The 17,976-nt window shown below is 46.3% G+C and carries 16 protein-coding genes and 1 tRNA gene; 7 read left to right on the top strand and 10 right to left on the bottom strand.

Annotated elements, in window-relative coordinates; translation table 11 throughout:
* Positions 1-81: 81 nt before the first annotated feature.
* Complete coding sequence (gene metE / locus GS398_RS07045) at positions 82-2,373, bottom strand: 5-methyltetrahydropteroyltriglutamate--homocysteine S-methyltransferase (RefSeq protein ID WP_160906072.1); 2,292 nt, start codon at positions 2,371-2,373, stop codon at positions 82-84.
* A 183-nt stretch (positions 2,374-2,556) separates the two neighbouring features.
* On the opposite strand from metE, the gene GS398_RS07040 reads away from it, so the two are divergent.
* Entirely contained in the window at positions 2,557-3,018 is a 462-nt protein-coding gene (locus GS398_RS07040; protein ID WP_160906071.1) for an Lrp/AsnC family transcriptional regulator, read from the top strand.
* 18 nt (positions 3,019-3,036) lie between these two features.
* On the opposite strand, the gene GS398_RS07035 is transcribed toward GS398_RS07040, so the two are convergent.
* Positions 3,037-3,216, bottom strand: coding sequence for a DUF6496 domain-containing protein (locus GS398_RS07035; protein WP_160906070.1), 180 nt, complete (start codon positions 3,214-3,216; stop codon positions 3,037-3,039).
* Positions 3,217-3,441: 225 nt separating this feature from the next.
* Here GS398_RS07035 and GS398_RS07030 point away from each other — a divergent pair, with 225 nt between their 5' ends.
* Both GS398_RS07030 and GS398_RS07025 read left to right on the top strand, forming a co-directional pair.
* Positions 3,442-3,738: a hypothetical protein gene (locus tag GS398_RS07030; protein ID WP_160906069.1), complete on the top strand. Its 297-nt coding sequence runs from the start codon at positions 3,442-3,444 to the stop codon at positions 3,736-3,738.
* A 199-nt stretch (positions 3,739-3,937) separates the two neighbouring features.
* Entirely contained in the window at positions 3,938-5,248 is a 1,311-nt protein-coding gene (locus tag GS398_RS07025; protein ID WP_160906068.1) for an alkaline phosphatase family protein, read from the top strand.
* 70 nt (positions 5,249-5,318) lie between these two features.
* Here GS398_RS07025 and GS398_RS07020 read toward each other — a convergent pair whose 3' ends face one another.
* Positions 5,319-6,374 carry a ligand-binding sensor domain-containing protein gene (locus GS398_RS07020; protein WP_160906067.1) on the bottom strand — a complete coding sequence of 352 codons (1,056 nt, stop codon included), beginning with the start codon at positions 6,372-6,374 and terminating at the stop codon, positions 5,319-5,321.
* Positions 6,375-6,526: 152 nt separating this feature from the next.
* A complete protein-coding gene (locus tag GS398_RS07015; RefSeq protein WP_160906066.1) occupies positions 6,527-6,766 on the bottom strand; it encodes a hypothetical protein in 240 nt (79 codons plus the stop codon).
* Positions 6,767-6,868: 102 nt separating this feature from the next.
* Here GS398_RS07015 and GS398_RS07010 point away from each other — a divergent pair, with 102 nt between their 5' ends.
* Complete coding sequence (locus tag GS398_RS07010; RefSeq protein ID WP_160906065.1) at positions 6,869-7,759, top strand: winged helix-turn-helix domain-containing protein; 891 nt, start codon at positions 6,869-6,871, stop codon at positions 7,757-7,759.
* Between the two features lie 37 nt (positions 7,760-7,796).
* Here the strand turns inward: GS398_RS07010 and GS398_RS07005 are convergent, their stop codons facing one another.
* Both GS398_RS07005 and GS398_RS07000 read right to left on the bottom strand, forming a co-directional pair.
* The gene (locus GS398_RS07005; RefSeq protein ID WP_160906064.1) at positions 7,797-8,564 is read right to left on the bottom strand and encodes an SDR family oxidoreductase; all 768 of its coding nucleotides are present in this window, start codon (positions 8,562-8,564) and stop codon (positions 7,797-7,799) included.
* A gap of 10 nt (positions 8,565-8,574) precedes the next feature.
* Positions 8,575-9,000, bottom strand: coding sequence for a helix-turn-helix domain-containing protein (locus GS398_RS07000; protein ID WP_160906063.1), 426 nt, complete (start codon positions 8,998-9,000; stop codon positions 8,575-8,577).
* Between the two features lie 850 nt (positions 9,001-9,850).
* Between GS398_RS07000 and GS398_RS06995 the strand changes: the two genes are divergently transcribed.
* The 3 genes from GS398_RS06995 (at position 9,851) to GS398_RS06985 (ending at position 13,890) form a co-directional block, all read left to right on the top strand.
* Positions 9,851-11,296, top strand: a complete 1,446-nt coding sequence (locus GS398_RS06995; RefSeq protein ID WP_160906062.1) for a TlpA family protein disulfide reductase — start codon at positions 9,851-9,853, stop codon at positions 11,294-11,296.
* Between the two features lie 261 nt (positions 11,297-11,557).
* Positions 11,558-13,141 (top strand): sensor histidine kinase, encoded by a 1,584-nt coding sequence (locus GS398_RS06990; protein ID WP_160906061.1) that lies wholly within the window; start codon positions 11,558-11,560, stop codon positions 13,139-13,141.
* Positions 13,138-13,890 (top strand): LytR/AlgR family response regulator transcription factor, encoded by a 753-nt coding sequence (locus tag GS398_RS06985; RefSeq protein ID WP_160906060.1) that lies wholly within the window; start codon positions 13,138-13,140, stop codon positions 13,888-13,890. The genes GS398_RS06990 and GS398_RS06985 overlap by 4 nt, the downstream gene beginning before the upstream one ends.
* Here GS398_RS06985 and GS398_RS06980 read toward each other — a convergent pair.
* From GS398_RS06980 to rseP, 4 genes are all read right to left on the bottom strand, one after another.
* Complete coding sequence (locus tag GS398_RS06980; RefSeq protein WP_160906059.1) at positions 13,887-15,374, bottom strand: TlpA family protein disulfide reductase; 1,488 nt, start codon at positions 15,372-15,374, stop codon at positions 13,887-13,889. The two genes, GS398_RS06985 and GS398_RS06980, sit on opposite strands and share 4 nt — an antisense overlap.
* Positions 15,375-16,005: 631 nt before the next feature.
* Positions 16,006-16,085: transfer RNA gene (locus tag GS398_RS06975), tRNA-Leu, on the bottom strand.
* Between the two features lie 6 nt (positions 16,086-16,091).
* Positions 16,092-16,622, bottom strand: a complete 531-nt coding sequence (hscB, locus tag GS398_RS06970) for a Fe-S protein assembly co-chaperone HscB (protein WP_369410237.1) — start codon at positions 16,620-16,622, stop codon at positions 16,092-16,094.
* A 23-nt stretch (positions 16,623-16,645) separates the two neighbouring features.
* Positions 16,646-17,974 (bottom strand): RIP metalloprotease RseP, encoded by a 1,329-nt coding sequence (gene rseP / locus GS398_RS06965; protein ID WP_160906058.1) that lies wholly within the window; start codon positions 17,972-17,974, stop codon positions 16,646-16,648.
* Positions 17,975-17,976 lie beyond the last annotated feature (2 nt).

The raw sequence follows: 17,976 nt of genomic DNA, 5'->3' as shown, positions 1-17,976 counted from the left end.
TAGTTTATCGGCGCCCCGACATCGGGGCCGCCGGCCGTTCTTCGAGGTTCCTAAGATATTATTTATATCATGGATTTCCTGCTACCCGATCAGTTCTCTTATTTGTTTCGCCGCCGCCACCATATTTACTATCGCAGCTTTGGTTTCCGGCCATTTACGCGTTTTGAGGCCACAGTCAGGGTTCACCCATAAGTTGCGTGCAGGCAGCAGGCCGGCCGCCCTGGCCAGGAGCGATACCATTTCGCCGGTGCCGGGCACACGCGGCGAGTGGATGTCGTACACGCCCGGCCCGATCTCGTTCGGGTACTCGAAATGAGCGAACGCCTGTAATAGCTCCATCTGCGAGCGCGAGGTCTCGATCGTGATCACATCCGCGTCCATGGCTGCGATGTGTTCGATGATATCATTAAATTCACTGTAGCACATGTGCGTGTGGATCTGTGTCTCGTCCCTGACCCCGCCCGCAGTGATCCTGAACGCCCGTACCGCCCAATCCAGGTAATGCGGGCGTTTGGCTTTACGCAACGGTAACCCTTCGCGGATAGCGGCTTCATCGATCTGTATGATGCTGATACCTGCCTCTTCCAGGGCCATCACTTCATCACGGATCGCCAGGGCGATCTGGTTGGCGGTTATTTCACGGGGCTGGTCGTCGCGCACGAACGACCACTGCAGGATAGTTACCGGGCCCGTTAGCATGCCTTTCATTTCCCTGGTGGTTTGCGCGGCGGCAAATTTGGTCCAGCGTACGGTCATGTCTTGCGGACGACTCACATCTCCGTAAATAACAGGTGGCTTCACACAGCGGCTGCCGTAGCTCTGTACCCAGCCGTTCTTTGTGAACAGGAACCCGTCGAGCTGCTCGCCGAAATATTCCACCATATCATTCCGCTCAAATTCGCCGTGCACCAGCACATCGATCCCGATCTCTTCCTGCCAGCGGATGGCATCGATGGTAGCCTCTTCAATAGCTTTCTCATATTGTTCGATGGTGAGGTCGCCTTTTTTTAACCTGGCACGTAACTGCCGGATATCTTCCGTTTGAGGAAAAGACCCGATCGTAGTGGTTGGAAAGAGCGGAAAATTAAAACGTTCATGCTGTAGTTCCTGGCGTACCGGGAAAGCGCTTTTACGGGCGGTATCGGTTTCAGAGATGGCGGCAACACGGCTTTTTACCGCTTGTTTGTGCACTTTCTGCGACGAACGCCTGCTTTCCATCGCCCGCCTGTTAGCGTCGAGCAGCGCAGTGTTACCGCGGGTAATTTGCCCGAGTTCCGCTATTTCATCCAGCTTCTGCCTGGCAAAAGCCACCCAGTTCCTGATCTCCGGGTCTATCCCGGTTTCCAGCTCCAGGTCTATCGGGCAGTGCAGCAATGAGCAGGAAGGCGCAATGATCACCCGGTCGGCGCCAAGCTTTTCAACCGCTTTATTAACCAGGTTCAAAGATCTTACGTAATCGTTCTTCCAGACATTACGTCCGTCTACCACACCTACCGAAAGCCGGAGGTTAGGCGGAATTAAGGCCAGCACTTCATCCAGTTGTTCGGGCGCGCGTACGAGATCTATGTGCAGGGCTTTTACCGGGAGGTTAACGGCAAGCTGCGTATTGTCCAGCAAGGCGTCGAAATAAGTGGCCACCAGCAGCTTCACCCCGCTTACCCCGTTAGCAATGCAGTGGTAGGCATAATTAAACGCATCCTTTTCTTTTGCGGAAAGGTCAAGCACCAGGCAAGGCTCATCCAGTTGGACCCATTCGGCGCCCAAGCGTTTAAGACGGTTAATGATGTCGACATAAATCGGCACCAGCTTCTTAATGAGATCTATACGCTCAAATCCCTGCTCCTTTTCTTTGCCGAGCAACAGGTAACTTACGGGGCCAAGCAGTACCGGTTTGGCTCTTTGCCCGAGCAGTTTATTAGCCGCCTGGTATTCACCGAATACTTTTTCAGAAGAAATGGCGAACTCCTGGCCTGCCTTAAACTCCGGTACGATATAATGATAGTTGGTATCCAGCCACTTGGTCATTTCCATCGCGGTGATGTCCAGCCCGTCTTTCTGGTAGCCACGAGCCATCGCAAAATAAAGATCGATCTCCGAGTTGCCCGGCACCTGCGTCAATACAGGCGAATAGCGCTGCGGGATAACGCCCAGCAACAGGCTCATATCCAGGGTTTGGTCATAGAAGCTAAAATCGTTACACGGGATCAGGCCGATACCGGTATCCAGTTGTGTTTGCCAGTTTTCTTCCTTGATGGTACGGGCGACCCGGTTTAATTCGTCCTGCCCGATTTTGCCCGCCCAATATTGTTCGCAGGCTTTTTTAAGTTGTCTTTGGCTACCAATTCGCGGGTAGCCCAGGTTTTGCGTCAGCATTTCTTCAGTTTTAGGTACCTAATCCATTGAAATGGAAAGATTAAAATACCCTGCAAAGCTATAATATAAGATCATATCGCCTTTTTAACTAAAAAAATCAGCATAAAAGTCTAAGAAATCTTTCTCTGAAGAATTTTATACCTTTGTAAACAGATTGAGATCACTTTAAAAGAAAATTATTCCATGGAAGGACCTGATGAAACAGATCTGCAGCTGCTGAGGTTGCTGGGCGCAGACTCAAATCTCACCATTAAAGAGCTCGCCGGCAGGGTAAACCTTTCGCCATCTCCCGTATTCGAACGGGTAAAAAGGCTGGAAGCGAACGGCTACATCAAAAAGTACATCGCATTAATTAACGCGGAAAAGCTCAACTACGGGCTGATCGTCTTTTGTAATATCCGGCTTAAACAGCACGATAAAAGTATCGGGCACCAGTTCGTGACCGATATCCTGCACCTCGCCGAAGTGGTGGAATGCTACAATATCTCCGGCGATTACGACTTCCTGCTGAAAGTGTATGCCAAAGACATGAAACATTACCAGGACTTTGTATTTAATAAGCTAGGTTCTGTAAAAAGCATAGGAAGCACACACAGTACGTTTGTGATGTGCGAGAACAAGAATTCGTATAATATTAATATCTGAAATAAACCAGGCGGATATTTAATCCCCCTTCTTTTTAGGCACTTTCGCTCCCTCTTTACGGGCTTCAGATAAGCCGATCGCTATCGCCTGCTTTTTTGAGGTGACCTTCTTGCCGCTCCCCGTTTTCAATTTGCCTTCCTTTTCTTCGTGGACGGCTTTTTCCACTTTCTCGCCGGCCTTTTTCGAATATTTTGCCATGGTAGTAAATGATTTAAGTACGTATCAACAATAAAACCACGTTCGCAAATCCTGGTTTCACTTTTTTTGTTTTTATGTATGTCCGGGCAAGGGCGTCACGCCGTTAATACACCGTGGATGACGAATAGATCAGGATCCGGGGGATGACGTGAGCTGCAGTCTTTCTGGCATCCTGTTTGCATTTATAACCGGCGTTCCCATAAAGGAATTAGCTTAACTAAACTCATGAAGATAACATTCAAAGAAACCAGCACCCGCGGAACCTGCACGATGTACTCCGATAAGAACGAAATCGCCCGCATTTCATTCACTTTTTGCGGGATAAGCGCAATTATGATCGACCAGGTTCAAGTATCAGATGCTAACCAAGGAAACAATGCGATATCACTGCTCTCCCTGCACGTTAGGAAATTTGCCTTTGAGAATGGCTTATTTGTATACATCAAGTGTCCGGAAATCCAATCACTTTTAGAAACAGGCTCCGAAACTATAGACACTGGCATGGAGAGAGCGGTGGCATAAGTACGTGCATTCTCAGCGGAGAACAGCGACGTGACAACGCCCGAATATAAGATCAATAACGAAAGAGCCTCGTCGATGACGGGGCTCTTTCGTTATTGAAATATCACAAAAAGTTAACAAAAACACAAACACATTACCCCGTTCTTTATCCCGGTTTACGGATCGAACCCAAACTCCCGCAAACCAGTATGGAAGAAGCATGAAAAAACAACTATCGATCGCATTGCTTGCCTTGTTTATCACAACAGGGCAACTCCTGGCACAGCCCGCCAAACACGTTATTTTTTTGACCATCGACGGATTTCGTCCTGATTTTTACCTTGATAGCGGATGGCAAACGCCAAACCTGCATGCGTTGATGAAAGACGGGGCATATGCCAAAGGAGTGAACAGTGTATTTCCTTCTATGACCTACCCTTCGCATACCACGATCATTACCGGCGTACAGCCAGCCAGGCATGGCATATTTTATAACAACCTGTTCACACCCGATGGAGCTCCCCAACAGCCTTACTGGCAGGATAGTTCCATCCATGTACCTACCATCTGGAAAGCAGCGAAAGAAAAAGGCATGACCGTTGCTTCGCTCTACTGGCCAGTATCCGCCAATGCTCCTGTAGACTATAATATCCCTGACATAGGCGGACTGGGCGACGCTGTCCGCGAGCAGTATACTTTACCGCAAGGGTTCTATGCCGTCGTAAAAAAAGAAGTGTTCGGCGGCGTTGACAAAATAGATCACGGAAAAAATCAGAACATCGCTAAGATCGCCGCTTATGTAATAAAAAAAAGCAAACCTGAACTGATGACCATTCACGTATTCTCCGTCGACGGCGCGGCACATGCTGTGGGGCGTTACGGAGCCCGGGTACAGGAAGCGGTAGCTGATGCGGATGCGGCCGCGGGCATTATCATGGATGCGTTGAAAGAAGCAGGCATCTGGGAAAGCACGGTACTCCTCATCGGCGGCGACCATGGGTTCTATGATGTGAAAAAGACGATCTCACCTAATGTATGGCTGAAAGAAGCCGGCTTGATCAATGACCTGAAAACAGGCGACTGGAAAGCCCAGTTCAATTCAGTGGGCGGATCTGCTTACCTGTACCTCAAAGATCCTTCCGACAAAACTACCGCCAATAAGGTAAAAGCACTGCTGGAAGCACAGCCAGACAGTGTGAAGCAATATTACCGCATCATCAGCAAGGAACAGCTAGACAAAGGCGGCTACAACCCCAATGTTGCGTTCGCGCTTACCGGGGAGCATGACGCCTCATTCAGCGCGGCCGGCACCGGCGATGCCGTGAAACCCGGCAAGGGCGGTACCCACGGGCATTTTCCCGACACCAGGAATATTCGCACCGGCCTGGTAGCGCATGGCCCGGGTATCCGCAAAGGCGCCGTAATAGAAGAAATGAACCTGCGCGACATGACGCCCATCATGGTGAAACTTCTTGGTATCGCATTTCCGAAAACAGACGGGAAAATACCGGCAGGATTAATGGACAACTAAATACAAGAGTGTCATCCGGGATCTGTTAGAGCGACTAAACCAGGTGCTGAAGTAGATTCGCTAATTTAAATTATTGGCTATAAAAGTTATTTCCTAACCTCTTACTTTTATAGTCACTAATGGCATTACCATCATAACTATACACACCATTCAGAGTGCCAAACCAAATACTTCCGTCATAAGCTTCTAAGATCCCAAAAATCATTCCTTCATTTGACTTTATTTCGGTTACAGCGGGCTTTTTATCAGACAAGGACTTTCCCTCATACCGGGAAAGCGCCCAGGCACGGCTATTATCCCCTTCTGAACTAGTCCAAATATTGCCCTTTTTATCTTCGATGATGTAGCCAATGAATTTCTGCGTGAAATTGGTAAATGTATTGCCATCATAGCGCCAAAGACCATCAGGTCCACCAAGCCAGATATTGCCTTTATTATCTTCGATAATAGAACGAACATTCTTAAATGGTTTATCCTCATGGGTAAAAACGGTAAATGCTTTTCCGTCGTATACGAAGGTATTGCCCCTCGTAGCAAACCAAAATTTGCCAGTGCCGTCTTCTATAATAGAATTAACTTCATAAGGGGGTCTATACGGAAAAGTTTTCCCTGTCCGATCTTCACTCATCCCATCTCCATTTATGATATAATTATGGAAGGATTTTCCATCGTACCGGCTTGCTCCTCCAAAAACACCGAACCAGATATCGCCTTTTTTATCTTCATAAATACTACCGACATCATTATTAAGAAGTCCGTCCCTGGTAGTGAAGTTTTGAAAGGATTTCCCATCGTAATAATAAACACCTGAACCGATGGAGCCGAACCACAAGTTGCCTTTGCTATCTTCTAAAACAGAAAAAAAACGGGCCGAGCTCACTTTACCGGTAATATTGGTAAAAGATCTTCCGTCATATCGAAAAATACCCTCCCATGAAGCGATCCAAATATCGCCTTTTTTATCTTGCTTGATTGTACGAACGATCCTATTGGGCCCATAGGAAGTGGTTACCTCCTTGGTTTCAGACCTGGTATTTCCTTTCGGGGGACCTGTTTTGTTTTGCCCTTTACAGGAAGCGCAAAAAACAAAGATCAAGAACAGCGTATATACATGTACGTATTTCATAATTTATTTAATTTTTACCGGGTAAGGGCTTCACCGTTCGATAGCGGACAATTCAGCCGTTCGGATCATTTCTTAGTAAACACTTAGCTTGTCGTCAACCTTTTTTCTCCCGGTGGCTGTAGATTCATCAGTACTCCTCATGCTGTTCATATTTATACTGAAGATGCCACGGGTCGGGCTGCCGGCGTTAAAGTTGCTAAGGGTGCCCAGATTAAATAATATAAACCCGTTATGCTTGTTTCCAGGCGCCTTCCAAAACAGTTTGCTTTTTTAAGATCGAGCTGGTAAACTACATCCCGGGCTTCATTTTTCTGCTGAGCCCGGACAGGAACGTAAAGCACCCCTGACAGTATAATAATCAGGCTGTACAAAACATTTTTTTTATCTTTCATATCATATCAAAATTGATTCGACGAATCTACTTTGATATTTTTCGGCCGGTAAAATCAGGATTGTAAATTAAAATGTAAACTTTGTAAATAAATCACAATACTATGTTTGAAAAGCAAAAACTGCTTAAGGGGAAAGGCAGGTACCTGTACGGGCTGATGCTGCTGTTGCTTATCTCCGTAATCTGCGGGGCTTTCAGCATGTCCGGCGGTAACGATTTTGATTCCGCGAAAAAAGAAGTTTTGCTCCGCAGGATCGGACATGAGCTGCTATTACAGTCGGGCGACAGTACATCAAGAGTCCTTCCGGTGAAAAAAACCGCCGAAAATGAATACCAGATCAGCTTTGAGAACAATTTCACCTTCCAGCCGGACTCCCTGGTGAATACTACCAGGCGTTTGTTAGCCAAAGATCCGCTGGCAAGTGATTATATCGTTAACGTCCGGAATTGCGGCAGCAACGGTGTAATGTTCGGTTACGCCATATCCGGAAATGAAAAAGATAATATTATAGCATGTTCAGGAAGAGTGCAGCCCAAAGCCTGTTACGTTATAAACATTAGATTTAAGCCGACGGGCATAATTACCGCGAAGAATGGATATCTGCTGGGCGGCCTACCATTTTTAGCATTTGTCGGTTTTATTTTTTTGAGATCCGTTAAACCGCGGAAAGTCTTACCTAACGCTCAGCCTACCAGGATATTCACTTTGGGCTCGGTCTTGTTTGATGCGCAGGAACGGCGGCTGACAATAAATAAAAAGATCATAGACCTGACCGGCACCGAAACGCGTCTGCTGCTTATTTTCGCAATATCACCTAACGAGATTATAGAGAGAACCCGGCTTCAAAAAGAGATATGGGAAGATGAAGGCGTTATTGTGGGGCGTAGCCTGGATGTGTTCATATCAAAACTCAGAAAAAAAATAGAATTTGATCCGAATATCAAAATTACCGTGATCCGCGGCAAAGGATATAAGCTCGAGATCAGCTCTTAAAAAGAATCGCCCCGGCCCTAATTGATTAAACCAACATTCATCTGTTCTTATAGGTCTTAACGGGAAATCTCCCGGAAAACGCAGTGAACAATTCATTCAGCGGCTTTCCTGAAATTTCCACGGAGATGTTTTCAGTAGTTTTGTAGCCCACTTCGATTTCATCTTCGATAAACAAATTATTAAAGGTATCGGCAAATGCCTCCAAAGCTGCGCCATGAGCGGTATTTCCTCCCGCCAAACCTGTTTGTACTGCAGGCGGGATAAGTTCGGCGACACGGCATGCTGTGCCTGCCAGGGAGTGGCGAAGTGTACCTGTATAGCTATGCAATGCTGCTTTACATGCACTATATACAGGAGCAAATACTTGCGGGATATATGCGCCGCCGGATGTAACATTTACGATCAGCGAAGGCGCTCCATTAGCAAGGATAACCGGAATAAGTAAATGGTTAAGATGTACGGGTGCTGATAATAAGATATCGATTTCTGCCTGCCGCTCGGCCCATGGCGCCGTATCGGCGGCAAGTTCAACCCGTCTCTGGATACCTGCGTTATTAACAAGAATATTAATACCGGGCATAAGCTGTTTGATATGTTCCGCTAATTTTTCCCGTTCATCAGGGTTTCCAATGTCATTTGCAAAAATTTCCAGGCCGGGAATCTCACCAGCTGCTTGTCTTAATCTCTCTTCGCCGCGCCCTGTCGCAATAACCCTGCTTCCTGCTTCAATAAATCTCTTTGCCAGACTTTTTCCTATACCATCACTACCACCCGTAATAAGGACATTACTTACAGATAAATTCATTACCATGCATTTAAAAGCACAAAGGTATATCGCTATATCTTTTTAAAATGGTCATGGTTTCAGAATTTACCCGCATCGGGCCTAATGAGGATAACTTTAAACGATACTGTTTCGGCGTTAAGTTGATTATGCGCTTAAACCATTTGGTAAATTGAGAAGGCTCATAAGTAAGCAGCAATGCGATGTCTTTTATGGATAAAGAAGTGTCGGCCAATAAACGCAGTGCCATCTCCATGATCTTCAGCTGATAAATTCCACATGCCGAGGTACCGGTTGCTTCCTTTATGGTATTGCTCAAATGTGTGGGATGAACGAACAGCATCCTGGAAAAATCTTCTATCCCGAACATTTTACCGGCCTTGTTCCGTATCAGTTCATCCAGGTGCCTTTCTATCAAGTGAATATATTCCCTTTTTATTTCTTCCGGTCTCTTCATTGTTGTTAAGTGTTCAGCTTTCGGATTCTATATTAACGCTATAAGCCAATTTTGAGTTTCCTGAACTCAGATGAAAGCTGCCCGCTAAATTTTTAAAGTATTTGACAAAATTAGTAGGCTCATCAAAACCTGTTTTGTATCAAGATTCCTTGATGTTAAGATCGGTAGTGGTAAGCAGTCTTTTAACCTGGAGTATAAGATGCCGGTAATAAAATCTCTGGCTGCTTTATTAACCGCGTGACGGGTTATATGATTAAGTTTTTTTCAGAAAAACCAAGTTTTCGATCATAATGGATGGGCGACACCGCCCTGAAATCGTTCATATGTTGCCTCCGCTAACCAGCAAAAGCAGGTAAAATTGAACCTGTCCGATGCCTCGATTGAAGATGCAAACTATCCCGGGAGCAGACGAGCTATTCGCCAAATTGATCAGGATAAAAGTGCCTGGTCCCGGTATTGCCGTGTAGAATGATGCCTACGGTTATCAACAGGTTTGCGACGGATTGCTGTTCCGGATTTTCATTTCCGAAATAACTACAATTGTAGTTTTTAAATTACAAAAATAGTTTATATTTGTTCCATGAAACGCCTGAGGAAAAGGCCGAAATCTTATATCTTAAGCAGCATTGGTTAAGCGGACTGACGTCGTTTATGTCGCCTACAAAGTATATCACAGAAATAAAACAGGCGAACGCGGCTATTTACACGGAGATCCAATGGTCACCTCGCCAGAAATGCCGCCACGCCTTGCATCGATAATTATTTTCTAATTATGAAAACTAAAATAACCGCACATCTATTTTGCATAATCAGCCTTTTGTTTTTATTATCATGTAAACAGCCTGTTCACATGGCTACAGATACACCTACTATAGTAGCAGGTACATGTAAAATAACAGGAAGAATTATAAGCCCACATGACACTAACAAGAATAATATTCTTATAGTTATTACTGTTTTACATCCAATTTCAGGAGAGAATGTCCGGCATAAAGTGCTTGTCGACCGATCAGGGAAGTTCTCTATCGACGTTGAGGTTGAAACAGCTACTTCCCTGGTTGGATTATATATAAGTTTAAAATTGGAAAATACCTTTCTTGTTAAATTGACAAGCGGTGGTGTCACCAACATCGATATTACTTATAATTCGGATTATGAAATCAAAAATATCGACGTTACGCCTGCTGGTATGACTCAAAATGATATGACCCAGGGCCTGGAGGTCATGAGTAAAATGATTGGTCATCGATCGGGCAGGACACCGGAACCTCTGCATGAAAAAAGTACGGATTATTTTCTGAATTACGCTAAGACTATCTTATCGGAAAGATTAGCGATCGTAAATAATGACACACTGATATCAAAGGAGCTAAAAGGGGTTCTGTCAAGAGATTTTTGTTTATTCCTTTATAATGCACATGTCTTTGATTATGAAGAATACATGATGCTTAATTACCGAAATCTAAAGGACAATAAAGGCAAAAAGCCTGAGATAAAAAAGATTGATAGATCGTATTATCATTTTTTGAAAGACTTTAATCTCAATGATCCACAATATCTGTATTGTTTTACATTCCCGGAATTTCAAAAGACAATTCTTCAGAATGAAATATTAGGGCTTCCTGTAATCGGTGAAAGCGATATTCCTGCCTGGTTGGCAAAGGCGAAAGTTATTTTATCTGACTTAGTCGGATTCGAAGATGGTCTATACTATGATATTTTGGCGGCTAATGCCTATGGCAGACAGCTAAATGAAGAAATAAAACCGCTAACCGAAAAGCAAAAAGAGCATATAGTGAATTATTGGAAGAATGGAGAAATTGCAAAGATATTATTTCGAAAAAATCTACAGGTTATTGAATTAAACAAATTAAAATCGCCCACTATTATAAATGATATCTCCCTGGTTTCGAATGATAAAGTTATAGAAACAATCGTCGCTAAACACAAGGGTAAAGTTATCTTTATCGACCTTTGGGCAACATGGTGTGCTCCCTGCCTGGAGGCAATGCAAGAATTCAGAGGTGCAAAGGGTGAATTTCGGGATAAAAAGGTTGCATTTGTGTATTTAACAAACGGTTCCTCTCCGCGCAAGCTATGGGAAGAAAAAATTAAAGGAATAGGTAATGAACATTATTATCTTACAGCCTCGCAGTGGGAATATATCATGAACCATTTTGAGTTCGAAGGTATTCCGTCATATCTATTATATAACAAAAAAGGGGTGCTCACCAATAAATTTACAGCCTTTCCCGGGAACAAGGAAGTAAAAGAGATGATTAGCGGCCTGTTATAGAATGGGCAAAACACATCCGAAAGTTCGCATCTTTCAAAGGGGCACACCCCGGGGATTTCCTATCATTTTCACAGACACAGCGTTTTAATTCACATTCCGGTTTTGATTAGTTACCTGGTCTGTTTACATTGCACCAAAGTCGCCGGTATCATTAAATTTACCTGGCGGTATCTCTGTATGTAATGAATGGAGGCTTGACTGAGTTCCGGGTGTATGTTGACTGACGGCAAACTCGCCGGCAATTAAACTAATAGAATCAACATGCATTTTCAATCATTCCGATATCCCATGCTGCTTATGCTCCTGGCCCGGGTGCTTCCTGTTACGGGGCAAACGTACTTCCCAACCGGTGGAGTTCCGCTTAAGATAACCGTAAACGGATTTAGACAGGATACTTCATTAACGGCCCGCTATTATGCTGATCCAGCTATAACCGGGGGAGTATACCGCGGGAAAACTTCGGTTATGATCTTTTCTGGCCCCCGGATTTCTATGACGCTTACCGATCGCGACGGCGCCAGGGATAAGGTCATGCGCGCCTCGACAGACGTTCAGTTAGCGCGCTCAGAAGATTCGCGCTACTATTACCGTGTTTTCGATAAATTTAACAGGGAACTAACCGGCAGTACGGTCTCAAACTTCACAAATCGCAAAGATAAGGCGCGAATTATTCGCCAGCGTGGGCTGATCGTAGACACATCCATACAGGAAAATGAACCTCTCCGCGTGAATTTTTACCGTTCGGCTACTGATACGCTCGTGAGCAGTTACTATCTGGAACGAATACGTTTACCCTTACTGGTCAAAGGTTACCGCACGTACCGCCCCGGAGAGGTGATCGCTGAAAAAGACACTTCCAGCTTTGTACCGGTGAAAGAGGAGCAAGAAATCGTGGTCTCTCCCGGCGAGCCAGTACGCCTGTTCTTTCGAAAGCCTGCCGGGTTATGGGATGACCTCTTGCTGTCCTATCACTTAACGCAAAACGGCACGAACGGCACGATTGACGGTAAGGGCCGCAATGACGTTGTGCTTCAAAATCTGGAACCGAACTCAGCGTATACACTTTTGATATGGTATACTTTTCAAAAGAACGTGAAAGTGAACCTGTATGTGCGCGTAAAACCGTACTGGTATCAAACCACGCTTTTTTACGTGATACTTGGCGGAGCGATACTGGCTTTACTTATCGGAGCGCTCCTTGCAGCAACGGTATATCGCCTGCGCGCGGCTCAAACCCGGCAGCTGAAAACGGAGCAGCAGCTGTTCTCCCTGCAGGCCCAACTTAATCCTCACTTTGTTTTCAACGCGCTTGGTTCCATCCAGGGGCTTATTAATGCCGGAAATGCCGATCGTGCCAACCACTACTTAACAGAGTTCAGCTCCCTGTTACGGAGTACGTTAAGAACCAGCGGACGTCTCTATAATCCCCTCGACCTCGAACTGGAGATTCTGCGGACTTACCTTGAACTGGAACAGCTCCGCTTCGGTTTCAAGTGGGCTATTATCACTGACCCTGCTTTATCCGTGTCTGAAATCGATGTCCCCAACTTATTCATGCAGCCGTTGGTAGAAAATGCGGTGAAACACGGTATTTCGGTCAACGGATCAGAGGGAACGTTAACCATCGCTATTTCGCGGCAGGGCGCCACCTTATCCGTCGCAATAAGCGATAACGGCCTGGGCTTTACCGAAGAAGTTTACCCGGGTTACGGTATTCGTCTCACGCGCGATCGGATCAGGTTGATCAACCAACTAGAAAAAGAAAGATCGGTAAGCCTTACCTTCGTGAACAGGGAAGGAACGCACGCATTGCTTACCTTCGCAAATTGGATCGCCAGCTCATGAACATTCGTGCCATCCTTATCGACGACGAACTTCCGAATCTTGATAACCTCGGGGCGATGCTAGCGGCACATTGCCCAGAGGTAGAAATAACCGCTACCGCCCGGAACGCTGCCGACGGCGCCAGGCTGATCACACTCCATCGCCCGGATCTGTTGTTCCTGGATATCCAGATGCCGGGAAAAAATGGATTCGACCTTTTGCGGGAGCTCCCCGACCGCGATGTGGAGGTGATCTTTGTAACAGCCTACGATCAACACGGAATACAGGCGATAAAATTTTCGGCTATCGATTACCTGTTAAAACCGGTAAACAGCGCGGAACTGAAAGAGGCGGTGAACAAAGCGGTTATCCGCCTGGACCACAAGCAAAAGAACCGCCAACTCGAAAACCTGCTTGCGCTAATCGATGGACGACGCGACCGCAACAGTCACCGCATTGCCTTGCCTTCTCAAAAAGATACCCGGTTTGTGCCTGTCCGGGACATTGTCAGATGCGAATCATCAAACAACTACACCACATTCTACCTGTTAACGGGTGAGGAAATACTTGTTTCGCGCGCGATCTATGAATACGAGGAACTGCTTGTCGACTACGGATTCGTTCGCTGTCATCAATCGCACCTGGTTAACCTGGATCACGTACTTTCTCTGGTGAAGGAGGATAACGGGTATTTACTCATGGAAGGCGGGAGAAAAGTGCCCTTATCCAGGCAGAAACGGGATGGTATAAAAAAAAGACTGGGCATTTAAAGGTAAGCCGCGATCTGGTCGTACAGTTCCTGCCTGCTGCCGGGTCTTTTTGCATTATGTTCTACCATCGTGCCATCGCGGAAGATCAGGTATTGCGGTATGGAATACCCATCGCCGGTTTTACTGTTCCAGATCTTTTCCGAAAGGTCTTTACGAAGTGAGTCGGATACGCGGATATGTGTACCTGAAAGATCATAATATTTGATCATATCTTTCCATTGCTGGTCGCGGTCGGCGTCATCCATGGAGATGTAAAGCATCTCCACGTTTTTTTCTTTTAGAAATCGCTTGAGCTCCGGGTTATATTGAAACTCTTCTTTACAGGGCGCGCACCACGTGGCCCACATATCCACAAAAACCACTTTACCCTTAAATCGTGCCATTAGTTCGGCCAGCGAATTGATTTTTGCATAATTAGTCAAAAATACCTGGGTTGAATCCGCCTTCATTCTTGCTTTAATGTGGAAGGCGAGCACTTTATCTATTTCCGGTTTCAAAAAAGGAAGATATATGCTTTTGGGATAAGTGGCTTTATAGCGGTCATATAGCGTAACCAGCTCTTGCTCGTACTTCCGTTGCGATGCCGCCTGGTGCAGGTATTGGAACAGTAAATATTCCCTGGCTTCTCCTTTAAAGTGTTTAGTATAGGCATTGTAGCGGGCGGTATGGGTGTAGGGTTTCATGGTCCAATACGCTCCGCGATGATACAGGGCGTCGCCAAGAAATTGTAATTGATAGGCCCCAATAAAATTATCGGCGAACGCAAAGAATTTCCTGGACCCCAGGGCATACGTGCCGCTTAACTTATAGGTGTCGTACATTCCGGACCACGATTTATCAAGCTCTGCCTTCGACATCATAAAATGTACTTTTCCCTGCCAGTCAGATTTATTTTGCCTGTATGCGTTCATCATCACTGAGGCCGTCGCTTCGGCGTAATAGTAAGTAAGCTCGCTGGCGGCGAGACCATAAAACGCCCTGCTGATCTTTCCTGCGCTTAGCAGGCTGTCAAAAGGACGAATACTTCGATCTTTTTCTCTTTCTATGGCACGGGTTATCGTAGTCAGCGAGCTATCGCTGTCAATCCAGGAATCTGTTTGATTCCTGAGAGCTGATGGCTTAAATTTATTCAGCTGGTACTGACCGTCCGCCCCTGCTCCCGAAAACCGGAAAGGCTGCCTGCTATCGCTAAGATCGATACTTATCGAATAGTCCTTTCCCGGCTCGATATAGAATCTGAAGCTGGAGGGTCCATAGGCGATGTCTATGATCCCGGCCCGTGTAAGCCTGTTGGGGAGGGATAACTTATTGTCCGCGTTAAGCGAATACGACGTAAAATTACCCCAGAAGTAGGCCCCGTTTAAAGGCTCGGTTATTTTGATGTCTTGCTTTTTTGGTGCTATAACCGTTATAGACAGGGTTGCCGCGAAAACCGTCGTACCGTTTAATAAAGAGAAAAAAAGAACCAAACTAATGGGTTTCATACGTATTGCTAATTAAGTGGCCACATACCCGGCGCTATAAAACACCTTTAAAGGCCGTGACGATATAAAGATAACGCCACCTCGTTTGCAAACTTTCCCGGATGTGAATTCAGCCCGTGCGCCTGTGAAAATGACGATTTTCCGGACATGTTGATTTCGTTTTAGATGAGGAAGAAACACTTGTTACCGCGCGAACTTATTTTACTTGCTATTAGTGAACGATTCTCTATCGTATCGAAAAATACCATTCCATGAGGCGATCAAAATATTTCCGTTTCTAACTTGTTATTCCGAACCATACTGTCAGGCACCTGGGAAGTGATGACTCTTTAGTTTCGGACCTGATATTTTCTTTTGGGGGCCTGGTTTGTTTGGATCAAGCTGAATTTCCGGGGAGTATTTGGCTGTCAGCTATCAGCATTCAGCCTGTGAGTATACTTTATAAGATAAGTAATTGATGTTGAGCTATTCCTGAGTAGTATTCCAGGCTTGACAGTGTAATCAAGGCTGATAGCTGACAGCTAATAGCTCCCAAACTTTAAGCCTGATCTCTTACTCCATTTTCATTTTTAAAACTCCAGGCAGGTTTTTAACAGAAAACCCCTCTTTACTTGCGTAAAAAGGGGCTCGGTACCCAGCGCCGGAGTCGAACCGGCACGGTTTCCCACAGGTGTTTGAGACCAGCGCGTCTACCAATTCCGCCAGCTGGGCATTATTCTAACGGGCTGCAAACTTACTCAACGTATCCCTTATTCGCAAGAGATATTTTTGCCGGTAATACAGGTCCTTGATTTGCAATAAGGTAGCTCCCTTATCGGCTGTATTTTCATCAAAATGCTGCATCAGCAGTGCCAACTCCCCGGCAATATTGGCTTCAATATCGCCTACCTGAACGGTAATGGCGACCAGGCCCGCATCGTCGGGGTCCATTTCGAGTTCCATCAGCGCCTCGTTCACCTCCATCATTTCCATCAGGAAGGCGGGGGGCAACTGGTACTTCTCCCCTTCTTCCAGCAGGCCGTTCACCTCCAGGATATAAGCCAGCCGCTTCCGCGGATCGGAAAGTACCTGGTAGGCGCGGTTATTCAGGGTAGAAAGTTCGAGGATCTCCTGTTGTTTCTCTGCCGGCTCGTTGATATAAAAATCCGGGTGATATACTTTGCTCAGCTCGTAAAACTTCCGCTTTACATAAGCAACATCCGGGTTAAACGACACCGGGAGATCATAAAAAGAAAAGTAATCCATCATCGGTCGGGTGCTGGCGTTCAACTTTACTTACCTACTACAGCTTTCAGCACGTCGTTACCCATTACGAACACCATCAGCACCACCAGGATGCAGAAGCCTACCATTTGCGCGCGTTCCATAAATTTATCGCTCAGCGGCTTGCCTTTTATCATCTCCACCAGGAGAAAAACGGCATGACCGCCATCCAGCGCAGGGATCGGCAACAGGTTCATCAGCGCCAGCGCCATAGACAACAGGCCGGTAATTCCCCAGAACTTCTCGGCGGTAAATGTGCCTCCGTAGAACTTCCTGGCGATCTCCATGGGGCCGGAAAATGCCTTGGTGGCTTTGATCTTGCCGGATACTACTTTCCACAGCCCCTTTGCATTGTCGGTAAGAGAGCCCCAGGCTTTAGAGGCGCCTACCGGAAGGGCGGTAAAAAATCCATAGTGAAGGGTATCTTCTTTTATTTCATCGAAGTTAGGGCCATAACCCAGCTCCCCATACTTGTTGATATACACCCAGCGGCGTTCGGCTTTCCCGTTGCGGGTAAATTTAACGACGATCCATTTGTTCTTTACTTTTTGCAGCTCCTGTTTCACCTCATCCTGGTACCGTACCGGGTGAAAATTCACATCGGTTAACCGGTCGCCTTTTTGCAGGCCGGCCCTGATGGCGCCCTTTTTGGGAAAGACCGTATCGATAACCGACGAGTATCTTGGCAATACGAATTGCGCGATACCGTGGTCTGAAACCATCTCCAGCACATTATCGGGGATCTTAATGGTTCTAGGCTGACCGTTCCGCTCGATGCCCAGCTCCGAGTTGCCCAGCAACACCTTCGAGCTGGCGATCTCCTCGAAGCTTTTAACCGGCAGCCCGTTCACGGTAACGATCTTATCGCCCGGGAGCAAGCCTACCTCTTTCCCGATAATGCCGGGCGTAATGCCGTTCACCAGGTTCTCTGTAGGGATGTAAGTATCGCCATAGCGAACCACCAGCATCCAAAAAATAAGAATACCCAGTATCACGTTCACGGTAACGCCGCCGAGCATGACAATCAGTCGCTGCCAGGCCGGTTTCGAACGGAACTCCCAGGGTTGCGGCGGACCGCTCATCTGCTCGGTATCCATCGATTCGTCGATCATCCCCGAAATCTTTACATAGCCACCCAGCGGCAGCCAACCGATGCCGTATTCGCATCCTTTAAACTTAAAGCTTACCAGCTTATATCCCCAGGCATCAAAGAACAGGTAGAACTTCTCTACCCTGATGCCGAAGGCCCTGGCCGCCAGGAAGTGCCCCAACTCGTGTAATATGATTAATATCGATAATCCCAGCAGCAGCTGGCCGGCCATGATCAATCCATCCATCG

This window comes from Hufsiella ginkgonis (assembly GCF_009834915.1).
Classification (GTDB): Bacteria; Bacteroidota; Bacteroidia; order Sphingobacteriales; family Sphingobacteriaceae; genus Hufsiella; species Hufsiella ginkgonis.
Note: the sequence above shows the minus strand (reverse complement) of the source record. Positions and strands in the feature narration are given on the sequence as shown.

What these genes read in the sequence shown, in the direction of transcription:
- GS398_RS06980 (WP_160906059.1), bottom strand. Translation starts at nt 15,374, where the DNA reads ATGAAACCCATTAGTTTGGTTCTTTTTTTCTCTTTATTAAACGGTACG.
- GS398_RS07035 (WP_160906070.1), bottom strand. Translation starts at nt 3,216, where the DNA reads ATGGCAAAATATTCGAAAAAGGCCGGCGAGAAAGTGGAAAAAGCCGTC.
- metE (WP_160906072.1), bottom strand. Translation starts at nt 2,373, where the DNA reads ATGCTGACGCAAAACCTGGGCTACCCGCGAATTGGTAGCCAAAGACAA.
- rseP (WP_160906058.1), bottom strand. Translation starts at nt 17,974, where the DNA reads ATGGATGGATTGATCATGGCCGGCCAGCTGCTGCTGGGATTATCGATA.
- GS398_RS07020 (WP_160906067.1), bottom strand. Translation starts at nt 6,374, where the DNA reads ATGAAATACGTACATGTATATACGCTGTTCTTGATCTTTGTTTTTTGC.
- GS398_RS07005 (WP_160906064.1), bottom strand. Translation starts at nt 8,564, where the DNA reads ATGAATTTATCTGTAAGTAATGTCCTTATTACGGGTGGTAGTGATGGT.
- GS398_RS06995 (WP_160906062.1), top strand. Translation starts at nt 9,851, where the DNA reads ATGGCTACAGATACACCTACTATAGTAGCAGGTACATGTAAAATAACA.
- GS398_RS06985 (WP_160906060.1), top strand. Translation starts at nt 13,138, where the DNA reads ATGAACATTCGTGCCATCCTTATCGACGACGAACTTCCGAATCTTGAT.
- GS398_RS07040 (WP_160906071.1), top strand. Translation starts at nt 2,557, where the DNA reads ATGGAAGGACCTGATGAAACAGATCTGCAGCTGCTGAGGTTGCTGGGC.
- hscB (WP_369410237.1), bottom strand. Translation starts at nt 16,622, where the DNA reads ATGATGGATTACTTTTCTTTTTATGATCTCCCGGTGTCGTTTAACCCG.
- GS398_RS07030 (WP_160906069.1), top strand. Translation starts at nt 3,442, where the DNA reads ATGAAGATAACATTCAAAGAAACCAGCACCCGCGGAACCTGCACGATG.
- GS398_RS07015 (WP_160906066.1), bottom strand. Translation starts at nt 6,766, where the DNA reads ATGAAAGATAAAAAAAATGTTTTGTACAGCCTGATTATTATACTGTCA.
- GS398_RS07025 (WP_160906068.1), top strand. Translation starts at nt 3,938, where the DNA reads ATGAAAAAACAACTATCGATCGCATTGCTTGCCTTGTTTATCACAACA.
- GS398_RS07000 (WP_160906063.1), bottom strand. Translation starts at nt 9,000, where the DNA reads ATGAAGAGACCGGAAGAAATAAAAAGGGAATATATTCACTTGATAGAA.
- GS398_RS07010 (WP_160906065.1), top strand. Translation starts at nt 6,869, where the DNA reads ATGTTTGAAAAGCAAAAACTGCTTAAGGGGAAAGGCAGGTACCTGTAC.
- GS398_RS06990 (WP_160906061.1), top strand. Translation starts at nt 11,558, where the DNA reads ATGCATTTTCAATCATTCCGATATCCCATGCTGCTTATGCTCCTGGCC.